The sequence below is a fragment of the Rhodococcus sp. P4_F5 genome (assembly GCF_056401315.1).
Map to the genome: position 1 here is coordinate 113780 of NZ_JBFUJP010000002.1, position 12504 is coordinate 126283.

At 70.0% G+C, this 12504-nt stretch carries 9 protein-coding genes; 4 read left to right on the forward strand and 5 right to left on the reverse strand.

Annotation, left to right across the window (positions count from 1 at the left end):
• Positions 1-73 precede the first annotated feature (73 nt).
• Together AC1DU4_RS02480 and AC1DU4_RS02485 are read right to left on the reverse strand one after the other, a co-directional pair.
• Positions 74-2494 (reverse strand): glycoside hydrolase family 5 protein, encoded by a 2421-nt coding sequence (locus AC1DU4_RS02480; protein ID WP_477837521.1) that lies wholly within the window; start codon positions 2492-2494, stop codon positions 74-76.
• A 119-nt stretch (positions 2495-2613) separates the two neighbouring features.
• Positions 2614-3480 carry a hypothetical protein gene (locus AC1DU4_RS02485; protein WP_477837522.1) on the reverse strand — a complete coding sequence of 289 codons (867 nt, stop codon included), beginning with the start codon at positions 3478-3480 and terminating at the stop codon, positions 2614-2616.
• 205 nt (positions 3481-3685) lie between these two features.
• On the opposite strand from AC1DU4_RS02485, the gene AC1DU4_RS02490 reads away from it, so the two are divergent.
• Positions 3686-5149 (forward strand): flavin-containing monooxygenase, encoded by a 1464-nt coding sequence (locus tag AC1DU4_RS02490; protein ID WP_477837523.1) that lies wholly within the window; start codon positions 3686-3688, stop codon positions 5147-5149.
• Positions 5150-5189: 40 nt separating this feature from the next.
• On the opposite strand, the gene AC1DU4_RS02495 is transcribed toward AC1DU4_RS02490, so the two are convergent.
• Both AC1DU4_RS02495 and AC1DU4_RS02500 read right to left on the reverse strand, forming a co-directional pair.
• Positions 5190-6086: a mycobacterial-type methylenetetrahydrofolate reductase gene (locus AC1DU4_RS02495; RefSeq protein ID WP_477837524.1), complete on the reverse strand. Its 897-nt coding sequence runs from the start codon at positions 6084-6086 to the stop codon at positions 5190-5192.
• A 5-nt stretch (positions 6087-6091) separates the two neighbouring features.
• Entirely contained in the window at positions 6092-6862 is a 771-nt protein-coding gene (locus AC1DU4_RS02500) for an SAM-dependent methyltransferase (protein WP_477837525.1), read from the reverse strand.
• A gap of 268 nt (positions 6863-7130) precedes the next feature.
• On the opposite strand from AC1DU4_RS02500, the gene AC1DU4_RS02505 reads away from it, so the two are divergent.
• From AC1DU4_RS02505 to AC1DU4_RS02515, 3 genes are all read left to right on the forward strand, one after another.
• On the forward strand, positions 7131-7535 hold the full coding sequence (locus tag AC1DU4_RS02505) for a DUF4259 domain-containing protein (protein WP_477837526.1): 405 nt from the start codon (positions 7131-7133) through the stop codon (positions 7533-7535).
• Positions 7536-7631: 96 nt separating this feature from the next.
• A complete protein-coding gene (locus tag AC1DU4_RS02510; RefSeq protein ID WP_477837527.1) occupies positions 7632-8564 on the forward strand; it encodes a hypothetical protein in 933 nt (310 codons plus the stop codon).
• 281 nt (positions 8565-8845) lie between these two features.
• Positions 8846-11173 carry an FHA domain-containing protein gene (locus tag AC1DU4_RS02515; RefSeq protein ID WP_477837528.1) on the forward strand — a complete coding sequence of 776 codons (2328 nt, stop codon included), beginning with the start codon at positions 8846-8848 and terminating at the stop codon, positions 11171-11173.
• Between the two features lie 73 nt (positions 11174-11246).
• On the opposite strand, the gene AC1DU4_RS02520 is transcribed toward AC1DU4_RS02515, so the two are convergent.
• Positions 11247-12500, reverse strand: coding sequence for a DUF4303 domain-containing protein (locus tag AC1DU4_RS02520; RefSeq protein ID WP_477837529.1), 1254 nt, complete (start codon positions 12498-12500; stop codon positions 11247-11249).
• Between the last annotated feature and the right edge of the window lie 4 nt (positions 12501-12504).

Consider the following 12504-nt stretch of genomic DNA (forward strand, 5'->3'; position numbering starts at 1 on the left):
CCCACGCAGATTGGGGAACGCGTGGGCGTTCAGGAGTAAGCGTGGGTCACGGGTGTCGGTGTGGTCCTTCCGGTCAGGAACCGTCGGCGTGCAACTCGTAATCCCCGGTGGCGCAACCGGTGAGCAGCATTCCGTCGCCGGCCGGGGTGGTCTCGACGCCCTCGATCCCGATCGTGTCGACGGCCGAGGCGCCGCCGCCCGGCTCGCCGGGGATCCAGACCTCGAGTCGGCAGCTGCCGTCGCCGGCACGGCCGGTCAGCTCCAGTCGGTCGCCCTCGGCCGCGAGGTGGGTGATCCGCCCGGGGGCGAATCGCGGGTAGGCGCGGGTGAGCTGGTCGAGCAGTGCGGTGTTCCGCGGGGCGTCCTCCCCGGTGCTGCACAGCACCGGCATCAGTCCGTCGCCCAGTTCCTGGATGCCGTTCTGCGGGTCCCCGCAGGCCTGCTTCCACACCCAGTAGGCGCCGCCCTGGGCGTGCGCGTCCTGCTCCTTCGCGAAGCGGGCGGCCTTGTCGACGAGCCCGTCGCCCCAGTAGCCGTACTCGCCGGTCCAGACCGGGACGCCGCCGTACTTGTGTGCCACCCGGTCGGCGAGGGTGAAGCCCCGTTCGACGCTGACGATCGTCGGCAGGCCCAGCGAGGCGTCCATCGTGATGGACTCGGCGTACAGGTGCGGGGAGAAGACGATGTTGGTGTCGTCGGTGAAGCCCGCCGGGGGGCCGCTGTCGAACCCGAGGCCGGACCACAGGATGCTCGGCTCGAAATAGACGATCTGCTCGGCGCCGGCCTCCCGGATGGCGTCGATGGTCCGGTCGTAGAAGCGGCCGAGCAGCACCGAGGAGGTGAGCGGCGCGGTCTCGCCGAAGTTCGGCTCGTTCAGCAGGTCGAATCCGGCGACGGCCGGCTCGTCCTTGAACTCGCCCGCGAGCATCGCCCAGGCCTGGACCAGCCGGTCCTGCACGCCGTCGGTGTCGTAGTAGAAGTTGTTGAACGCGCGCCCGCCCGCCGGGGAGATGTCGCGGCCGGTGAACTGGCAGCGCGGTGCGCCGTCGGTGATCGTGGCCCACTCGGGCGCGCCGTCGTAGCCCCACATGGGCGAGGTGCCCGGCCGGCAGCTCACGTCGTCGGGCGACGGGGCGTTCGACCAGCCGTCCTGGTGCATGTCGAGCACGGTGTAGAGGCCGTGCGCCTTGGCCTGCGCGACGGCGACCCGGATCCGGTCGACGTAGGCCTCGTCGTAGCGGCCGCGTTCGGGCTCGAGGGCCGACCAGGACAAGCCGAGCCGGACCACGTTGAACCCGTGATCGGCGATGCCGGCGAAGTCCGCGTCGGTCAGCGGCAGGGTCGACGGGACCTCCGGGCGGGGCGCGTAGAAGTCGACGAGCTGGTTGACGTTGACGCCGCGCAGCAGCACCTCACGGTCCGCGGTGTCGGTGATCGTGTCACCCGAGACGCGCAGGGGGAGAAGGGTGCCGGTCTCGGCGGCGGCGATCGCGTCGGCCGTGGYGGGCGGCGCGGGCTCGGCGTCCGCAGTGGCCAGGAACGGCACCGCGACCACGAGCGCGGCGAGCGCGACCGCGCCGACGGGCACCAGTGGGCGGCGGGCCGAATCGGGCGCCGACTGCTCGGCGTCGTGCTGCGTCGAACGACGCCGGGCCCACACGGCCGCGAGCCCGACGATCCAGCCGGTGCAGGCGCCGTAGGAGACGCCGTCCGCGAGCCGGATGTAGGTGGCCATCAGCGGCCAGAGGTCACCGGCGAAGCTGTCGTCGGAGAGCAGTCCGACGAGCGTCGCGGCCAGGGCGAGCAGTGCGCCGGCCCCCATCGCCGCGAACCACCCGGCGAGGAAGGTCGCGGCAGGCCCGCCCGTCACCCGGCGACTGAGCGCCCACTGGCAGCCGATCGCCCCGAGGGCGAGCACGACGACGCCGCCGATCGTGGCGAACGCCCCGTTGAGGGTGTTGGGCGCGGGCATCCACCGGTCGTACGGGGCGCCGGCCCACCACTGTCCCGCCAGGACGGGGGCGAGGGCACCGAAGGCCAAGGCCCCGCCCCAGACCGACGGCGCCTGCGGGAGCGGGTCGGGGGCCTGGCGCCGTCGGCCGGCCACCGCGACGACGCCCGCGACGATCAACGCGGCCGGAATCGCCTTGGCGAGGGCGAAACCGCTGCCCCACGCCGCGGCCGCGAGGTCTCCCGCCGCGACCAGTGACATCGCGAACTTGGCCAGCAGCACGGCGAGCACGACACCCGAGGCGGTGGCCGCGAACAGCCAGCGGGAGCCGGCGATCGTCCGCACCGTCCACCACGTGAGTCCGAGCAGCACCGGCAGGTAGACGACGAAGGGCGCGATCTGCCAGGGCGCCCGGATCGGCCAGAGGTGAGCCCCCGTCCAGCCGAGCAGACTCAGCAGGCCGCTCGGATCCGCGGCGGCCTGCGCGATCACCAGCACGCTCATTGCGAGTGTTGCGAGCCAGGCGAGGCGATTTGCGGGCACCGGTACTTCCCTTCGGTTGGGGACGATGCGCCAGCCTAGGTGTTGCCGGGCCCGCCGACCGGCCGGAGCTGGACGGTGGTCCAAGTTGTGGGATGGTCCGCGATCGGGTCCGGTCGTGATCAGTCGGCCGGGAGCAGGCGTCGGAGTGTGCGGACGGTCCGGGTCGGCCGCACCGGCTCCCACACGTCCCGGTCCTCGAAAGGCCAGGCGTAGACAGGACTTCCATCACGCACCAGCCCGAGTACCCCGGGTTCGCGCAATTCTTCCGCAGACCACTCGTACAGACGCTGCAATCGGGGTTGGATGATCCCGTAGTCCAGCATCCGGCCCAGGGGGTTCTCGTCGGCGATGTACTCGTGAACGTCGCGCTCCAGCGGATACCTGTCCGGCACGATGCGGGCGAGGGAGAGGAAGACTCCGGTCACGGCGACGGTGGGATCGCCCAGTGCCGGACCGATTCCGCTCAATCGCCGCAGGGCCAGCCGGGGCGCGGACACCAGTGCATGCGCATAGAGCATCCGCAGCAACATCACATTGAGGAAGAAGCGCTCGGCCGCGTTCTCCTGCTCGGCGAGGCCACGGTTTTCCAGGTAGGCGGCGACGATGCTCGCGTTGTGGGCCCGGTACCAGGTCCGGCCACGAGGATCCGCGACAAAGGACATCCACAGGCGTATCACCGGGGACGACGGCGCGCCCCCAAGTCCGGCGCTCCGGGCAACCGCCTCGCAGCCGTCCCGCAGCAAGCGCTCGTTGACGGCTCGCCACCACGGGCTGCCCGCCGGAGTGGTGTGCAGTGACGCGAGCACACCCCGCGCCAGTTCCCAGCGCATGAACGCGAGAGCAGCACGGCGGAAGGGCAAGTGGTCGGGCGCCCGCCCGTGCGGGCCGTGATAGGTCCGTGCGAGCAGTTCGAGACGCTTCGCGGGTCGTTCTCGTACGGCATCCACCTGCTCGAGAGCCAGATCGGCAGCCGAGAGTTCCGTCATCTTTGAATGATGGGCGCACTTCCGGTGACTGTGCAAGCAGCATGAGCGGGGGACCTTCCCTCTCCGTCGCCGATCCATGCATTGCCGAATCCGGTAACTTCTCGGCCGGGGAGCACCGGTGGTAGCGCTCACGCGGCTGCGCCCATGGCGTCATACCTGGAACGACGACGAACGGGGCAGGGAATTGGGATCACGCAGACCGTCCGTGACGATCATCGGCAGTGGATTCGGCGGCCTGGGCATGGCGATCGCCCTGCGGAAGGCCGGCATCGAGGACATCACCGTCTTCGAGAAGGCCGACGACCTCGGCGGCTGCTGGCGGGAGAACACCTATCCGGGTGCGGCCTGCGATGTCCCGTCGCACCTGTACTCGTACTCCTTCGAGCCCAAGACGGACTGGTCCCGCCGGTTTGCCCCGCAACGCGAGATCCTGGACTACCTGCGGCACTGCGCGACCAAGTATGACGTGTTGCGGCACATCCGGTTTCGCTCCGAGGTTGCCGGCGCGCGCTTCGACGCCGAGGACAACCGTTGGGACGTGAGACTGGCCGACGGCACCGTCCATCGCACCGACGTCCTGGTGTCGGCCTGTGGGCAGCTCAGCCGCCCGGCGTGGCCGCGGATTCCCGGCATCGAGTCATTCGAGGGCGAGATCTTCCACTCGGCCAACTGGAATCACGAGTACGACCTCGACGGCAAGGACGTGGCGGTGATCGGCACCGGCGCCTCGGCGATCCAGTTCGTGCCGCAGATCGCGCCGCGGGTGCACCAACTCCGGCTCTTCCAGCGTGGGGCGGCGCACGTGCTGCCCAAGGCGGACTACCCCTATCCCGCGGCCGTGCTGGCGGCATTCGCGAGGGTTCCTGCCCTGCAACGTCTCTCGCGCTGGTTCACCTACTGGACGTTCGAGGCGCGGGCCATCGCGTTCACCCGCGTCCCGCGGCTGATGGCCGCGGTCGATCTTCGGTTCCGGCGTCACCTGCGCCGCGGAGTCGGGGATGCCGACGTGCGCGCCCGGCTCACACCGACCGACCCGATCGGTTGCAAACGGATCCTGCTGTCCAGCGACTTCTACGACGCGGTGACCCGACCGAACGTCGAGGTCGTCACCGACGCCATCGCGACCGTCACGCCCGACGGCCTGGTCACCGGGGACGGTACGCGGCACCGGGTGGACGCGATCATCCTCGGGACCGGTTTCGCCGCAACGGACTTCCTGGCCCCGATGCACATCACCGGACTCGACGGTCGCGGACTGCGCGAGCAGTGGGCCGAGGGAGCCGAGGCGCATCTGGGCATCACGGTGTCCGGCTTCCCGAACCTCTTCCTGCTCTACGGACCGAACACGAACCTCGGGCACAGTTCCATCGTGTTCATGCTCGAGTCGCAGATCCGCTACGTGATGCAGGCAGTCGGCCGACTGTCGGGCGGTGAGGTGCGGCGGCTCGACGTCCGCGCCGAGGCCCAGCGCGAGTCGAATGCGGTGGTGCAGCGGCGCATCAGTGCCACCGTGTGGGATCGCGGCTGCACCAGCTGGTACACGACGGACTCGGGCCGAAACACCAACAACTGGCCGGGATTCACGTTTGCCTACCGGTTGGCCACCCGCCGACTTCGGGACGCCGACTTCGAGCCGCAGCCGCACGCGCAGCGCTCGGCCGCGCGGTGAACGCCGTGCCCGGCCGCGCACCGCACCGCCGGGTGTCTGGTCACCGACCCGCCGCCCCGCGCGGTGACCAGTAGTCGAGCATCGCGGCGAAGGCCTCGCACGCGGCCCCGGAGATTCCGTAGGGCGCCTCGAGATGCACGCTCAGCGGAAATTCGAGATCGCGCATGCCGTCGACGACGCGGCGGTACAGGTCCAGCAGGTCGCGTCGACGCTGCCGCGGGGAGCCGGTCGCGGTGCGTGCGACAAACTCCTGCTCCCGACGGACCGACTCGTTCCCAGGATCGCGGATGAGCCAGTCGATCAGTCGCACCTGCTGTTCCATCTCGGGGACGAACCCGAACGACAGCAGGATCTCGGGGCGGTGCTCGGAACGGGTCGCGAACTCACGCAGGAATCCCACGACCCGTTCGGAGTACAGCAGCTGGGTCAGGGCGAAGGTCGCCCCGCTGGCGCACTTGACCGCGAACCTGTCGTGTTCGCCTCGCCGCGTGGGGATCAGCACCACACCGCGGTGCGGGATCAGATCGCGGCAGCGAACGAGGGCCTCGTCGGGGGTCACGCCGGGAGCGTCGRCGGCGGGCAGCCCRTGCGGCTTGCCGACGAAGACGATGCCGTCCATGCCGGCGTCACGCAACCGCCGGACGCGTCCGGCCAGGTGCGGCCCGTCCTGGAACACGGTCACCTGGGTGCACAGGCCGGCGACGGCGCCGAGCGACGGTCGCGCCGCCTCCCAGAAGTCCAGCACGTCCATCCGCGGTGTCAGCGCCACGGGACGATCCGAGTCCTCGGAGATGATCCCCGGGATCATCACGTGTCCGACGCGGTCGGCCAGCCCGTGGCGGACGCCGAGCTCTGCCGCCGCGTGAGCCTCCTCGACGGCCCGGCCCACGCCCGCCCGCAGCTCGGGCGGCACCAACTCCAGTGCCACCGTGTTCATCGCGGTCAAGAACGTTCGGCGGTGGCCAGCCAGGCCGGGGCGAGGAGGCGGTCGGAGGAGTCGAAGCCGAGTCCGGAGGCGACGGCCGCCAGCGCCGACGTGGGCTGCTGCGCCAGGTCGGCTCGGGTGAACGCGGTGGTGTAGGTGGCGGCCTCGAGCCGTCGGACCACCCAGCCCGCGTCGGCGAGCGTGCCACGGAGGTTGTCCTCGCTGATTCGGAAGGGTCCGGGGAACTCGTCGGGGACCCGGTCGGAGAAACACAGCACGTGCAGGCGGGCGTGCGGGCGGGCGGCACGGTGCAGGGCCGCGACGTAGCCGTGGCGCTGGTCCTCGGGGAAGCAGTGGTAGAGCGCGCTGTCGACGACGGTCGTGAACCGGTCGGTGTAGTCGGTCAGGGTGGTGGCGTCGGCGACGTCGAAGACGACGGCCCCTCCGAGCCCGCGCTGCCGGGCGCGTTCGCGGGCGATGGCGATGGCCGCGGGTGCGGCGTCGAGTCCGCACACCTGGTATCCGCGGCCGGCGAGGAAGATTGCGTTTTCGCCGGGCCCGCAGCCGATGTCGAGGACTTCGCTGGCGATCTGGCCGTCGGCCTCCAGACCGCGGACCACCGGCTGGGCTTCGCCGATGTCCCACGGCACGCGGTCGAACTGGAACTCGGTGTACCGAGCGGTGTCGGATGGCGGCGCGGCGCGCCGGAAGGTCTCGAAGTCGCCGCGGTACAGCGCATCGAATGCGGCCGGGCTGGGTTGTTCGGGGAGGGGGACTTCGGCGCTCACGGTGTGCTCCGTGGGCCGCGTCTTGTTTGCTCCATCGCATCGCCCATCGTCGGATTCGCGCAGAAGCTTTGGCTGGTCGAGTAGCCGATCGCGTCCGAGTCTAGGCCCGACCAAACGCAAAGTGAACCTTCTCGTCCCTCGGGGGGCCGACACCGTACTGAAGCAGTACGGCCCTGGCTGAGCGCCGCCCGCCTGTGCGGATTGTCGGTGGTCGATCGTAGAGTCGGCACGACGGGCTGAGCGGCCCGCGGATCGGGAGGTGCGGGGCATGGGGACCTGGGGTTACGGACCGTTCGAAAACGACGGGGCGGGCGACCTGCTCGCGGCGCTCCGGGCCGGTGATCCCGACATCGACGACTACCTTGCGCACGTCGGCGAGGAGTACCTCGAGGCAGACGACGCGCAGGCAGCGGTCGCGCTCGCGGAGGTCGTCGCGGTGGCCCACGGACTCCGGCCTGCGCCCCCGCAGCTCGACGGCATCGACGCCGCCGCGTACACCGAATCCCTGGCCCCGGCGCAGCGCGCGCGGATCCTCACGACGCTCGAGCGCGCAATCGCCGACAGCGACACCTCGGAGCTCCACGAGCTGTGGGCCGAGAACGGTCCGGAGGATCTCGAGGCATGGAGGGCGCCGATCCTGAACAGGTTGGAAAGCCTCAGGGCGCTGAGCTGAGCTCGGCCGGGCCGAGTGGCGAACCCGTCGACTTCGCCGCTACGACAACCACCGTCGGGGGCAGGCGCCGGGTTCGAGTGTTTGTAGGCTGCGCCCATGTCGAACGGATTCCTGACGCCTGTGGGCGCCGCGTTGATGATGCCGGAGCGGAGCACGGTCACCTCGCATCCGGCCGGCTGGCTCGTATCGTCGCCCGAAGGGGTGGAGGTGTTCGATTCGACTTTCGGTCGGTCGCTGCTTTCGGCAGCATTCGAAGGATGCGGTGCTTCGACGGTGTCCGACGCACTCGACTACGCGGCGGTCAGCCTTCGGGACCGGGCGCAGCTGCGCAGGCCGGACGGATCGATCGTGTGGGAGCACGTCCACGACGGTTGGCCGGAGTGGGGAACCGGTTCCGCGTATTGGGATTCGGTCAGCGAGACGCTCGCGTTCACCGAGCCGGGTCACGACAGTGATCGCTGGTGTCTTGTCCGTGCCGGAGAGATGGTGGCATCCGTTGAACTCACCGAGCTGACCGCGGGAGGTTCATTCGTTTACCGCACCCCCAGAGGGCATCTCGGGCTCTCTGTCGGCGCAGGGCAGGACGGCTGTGCGGTCTACTGGATCGACCCGATGCGGCTCGGCAACGATCTCGATCCGATCGTGTACGACGAAGAGGTCGTTCTCGACGTCGGCCGGTTCGATTCGATCGTGACGCTGACGCACGAGTCGGATGTCATGCGCGTGCGGTCGATCGTGGACTCGGATTCGTTCGTGTCGATACGTTCCGAGGACATCGATTCCGGCATCGAGGAGTTCGTGCCCTTCCACTGGGCGGTTGGTTCCGAGGATCGACTCGTCGTGTGCGTCGGCGACGACGAGAATCAGATTTTCGTTTCCGGCGCAGCGGATCTGGGATCCTGGAGGCAGCTCGATCCGCCGGCCGGTCTGGGTTCGGACGCTCGTCTCGTCGGTGGCATCGACGGATTGTGCGCGAGCTGTGACTGGCCTTCGGGAACGGTGCGCCTGTGGCAAGGTCCGGTGGTGTGAGCCTGCGCCCGCGAACGTCACCGGGCCGAGGCCACGGCCACGGCATCGCGGACGAGGGCGTCCGGGTCCGTCGCCAGTGACGATCGTGCAGTACCCGCTGCCGGGAGCCGGGCGATCGCACACCGCGCCGCGCAGGGCGGGGTGTTCGGCGAGCGCCGCCTCCACCGGGCCGTAGTCCGGCGGCCCACCGGAGACCGAGGGGGAGTCGGCGCTCTGGCGTGCGTGCGACCATGGAGGGGTCGACGCTCTACAGCCGATGATGCTGACCGGAGGCAGTGGCGATGGACGACCGGGCGAATCGAGAGCACCCGCGGGTCGTGGTCGAGACCGAACACGGCCGCGCAAGCTACGGCGCGGGCAAGGCCGTACGCATCGGCCGGGATCCGCAATTGGAGATCACGATCGTCGATCCGGTGGTGTCGCGCGAGCATGCACTGCTCAGGTGGAACGACGGATGGCAGCTCGTCGACTCCGGCAGCAAGAACGGTATCTACGTCGACGGCGAGCGCCGAGAAAAGGTCCCCGTCACCAGCCACGTCCTGGTCCGCCTGGGCGACGCGGTCGAGGGGCCCGTCGTGCGGATCTCGATCGAAGATCCCGATGCGACGCGACAGGACGTGGGCGGTCGATGGGACGAGTCGACGATCGAGGTAGGGGCCTCGAGCGCCCCGCCCGCGCCCCCGACACCGCACGAGGCGGTCCCGGCGGGATCCCTCACGGTGGGACGGTCGCCCGACAGCGACATCGTCGTCCGAGACGTGCTGGCCTCACGCCATCACGCCATCGTCCACAACGTGCCGTCCGGCCTCGAGATCGACGACCTGGGGAGCGTCAACGGAACGTTCGTCGACGGTGCCCGGGTGTCGCGCGCGCAGCTGACCGACGGTGACGTCGTCACGATCGGCAACACCGATTTCAGCGTGCAGGAAGGCCGACTCGTTCGACGGCAGGCGATACCCCCGACCGCCGGCGGTCTGCGTGTGGACGGCGTCGGACTCACCATCGAAGGCGGGCGGCGGCTGCTCGAGGACGTCACCTTCACCGCCCAGCCGGGGAGTCTCACCGCAGTGATCGGTCCCTCCGGCGCGGGAAAGACCACAGTGGCCACCATCATCTCCGGTTCGGAAAGACCCACGGACGGCGTGGTCGAGTTCGAGGGCCGCAGCGTGCACGTCGAATACCAGGTCCTGCGTTCTCGGATCGGGATGGTCCCCCAGGACGACGTCGTGCACCGGCAGCTGACCATCGGGCAGGCGCTCGGCTATGCCGCGGAACTGAGGCTGCCGCCGGACACGAGCCGGGCCGACCGTGAGGAGGTGATCGCGACTGTGCTCGACGAACTGCAGCTGTCCGAACACGTCGCCACCAGGGTCGACCGCCTGTCCGGCGGACAGCGCAAACGCGCATCCGTCGCGCTGGAGTTGCTGACGGGGCCGTCACTACTCATCCTCGACGAACCGACCTCGGGTCTCGACCCCGCGCTCGACCGGCAGATCATGGCGACGTTGCGCAGCCTCGCCGATTCGGGCCGCGTCGTCGTCATCGTCACGCACTCGCTGTCGTACCTCGAGATGTGCGATCAGGTTCTGCTGCTCGCGCCGGGTGGCAAGACCGCCTACGTGGGACCGCCGGACCGGGTGGGGGCCGCGCTCGGCAGCACCGACTGGGCCGACATCTTCGCCCGTGTCGCCTCCGACCCCGACGGGGTGTTCGCCGAGTACCGCGCCACCCGCCCGGTGGTGGAGGCGCCACCACCGAGCTCGCCGGGGCCGCTCGGCAGTCCCGCGCACACGTCGCGGCGCAGGCAGTTGAGCACCGTCGCCCGCCGCCAGGTTCGGCTGATCCGCGCCGACCGGGGCTACCTGGTCTTCCTGTCACTTCTGCCCTTCGTGCTCGGCGGGCTGGCCTTGCTCGTGCCGGGCGACACCGGGTTCGGTCCGTCGGGTGCCGACGTATCCGGTGAACTCACCCAGATCCTGGTGGTGCTGATTCTCGGTGCCGCCTTCATGGGCTGTTCACTGACCATCCGCGACCTGGTCGGAGAGCGCATGGTCTATCAGCGCGAACGTGCCGCCGGGCTGCTGCCGTCCGCCTACCTGACGGCGAAGATCGTCGTGTTCTGCGCCGCCGCGATCGTGCAGTCGGTGATCATGGTGCTGATCGTCTTCGTGGGCAAGGGTTTCCCTGGTCACGGCAGCATGATCCCCTCCGGCTCCGTCGAACTGATCGTGGACATCGCCGTCACCACCTGCTCCTGCGTGCTGGTCGGATTGGCGTTGTCGTCGGTGGCGCGCTCGAACGAGCAGGTACTGCCGATGCTGGTGGTCACGATCATGGCGCAGCTGGTGATGTGCGGAGGGTTGATCACGATCACCGGTCGCGCCGTACTCGAACAGTTCGCGTGGCTCTTCCCGTCCCGCTGGGGGTTCTCGGCCGCGGCCTCGACGGTGGACCTGGTCACGAATGCCACCGGCACCGAGCCGGACACGCTGTGGCAGCACACCGCATCGTGGTGGCTGCTCAGCATCGCCATGCTGGTGCTCATCAGTTGCGTGCTCGCAGTCGTCACCTACAGCCGGCTCCGGTTGCGCCGTCCGCGCCGGGGCTGACCGACTACGACGGCGGCCCGGCTGGTGTGCGTGAGTGTTGTCGCAGTCGGCCGGGCTCCACCAGAGCCGTGGCTCAACGCACGGCTGGACCGCGATCGCCGGCCATTGCGACGGCATCGCGGACGAGGGCATCCGGATCCGTGGCCAGGCGGCGCAGCTCGGCGTCGTACCGCTCTTGCAGGTTCGGGGTGAGCGCCGTGTCCGTCAGCACGAACACGCCGTGCCGCCGCACCGCGGCCCAGGGCGAAGCGAGTCCCACGAACGCGGCCTCGGCCTCGTCCGTGTCGATCGTGCAGTACCCGCTGCCGGGAGACAGCCGATCGCACACCGCGTCGTGCAGCGCGGGATGCTCGGTCAGCGCAGCCTCCAACGGGCCGTAGTCCAACGGCTGGTGGACGCCGACGTCTCGGAAGGAGGTGTACGGGGCGGTGAGCCCGCGGACGGCGACCTCCCGGGGCAGCCGATCGAGCCGGGCCGTCACCAGATCCATCCGACCGAGACGGGAGAGCGCCGCCGCTGCCCAGGCTCGATCGGGTTCCCCCAGTCGACGGTTGCCCACAATCGCATCCAGTGCTGCGACCACTTCCGTTGTGGGGATGCCGAGTTCGCCGAGCAGCTTCGCCCACAACCACTTCTCGCGGGCCACCGGAAGATGTTCCAGTATCGCGGACACCGCGTCGGTTCCCAGCTCACGGAGCCAGGCGCGTGCGCGTTCGGTACCGGGAGGCGCGTGGACGGGGGAGTCGGCGATCGCGATCAACTCGACCACCCTCAGGTCGGGCGGCAGCGCGGCGAGCCGGTCCAGCGCCCGCTGCTCCTCGTCGAGTTCGGGGAAGTGCCTGCGCACCTGGGTCTTGGTCAGGCTCAGCGGAATCAGCTCCCACGCCTCGTCCATGGCCACCGCGACGAACTCCCGGCCGACGACCCCCTCGTCGATCAGTGTGCGGCGCGCCGCCTTGCAGGCCTTGGCGACCGTGCGCTCGAACCGGTGGTGGACGGCATGCCAGCGCTCGCCGTCATCGGCCGTCGCGGCTGCCTCGACGCGCTCGGCCAAGCGGTCCTCCGCCTCGCCCGGGTCGAGCTGCCAAGGCCAGTCCGCCGGGCTCCATCGCAACGCGTCGGCATCGTGGCGGTCGGTCGCGACCGACGCGAGGGACTCCTCGCTGGCGACCCCGATCATCGGCCACGCGATCACGCCGCCGGCCTGGGCGCAGAACTCGTGGACGGCGGCGCCGTAGATCCGGTCGTCGACGTACTCCGCGCGCATCCGGCGCACGAACGCCACGATCTGATCCCGTACGGCCGCTTCCACGCTCGCCCAGTCCACCCGT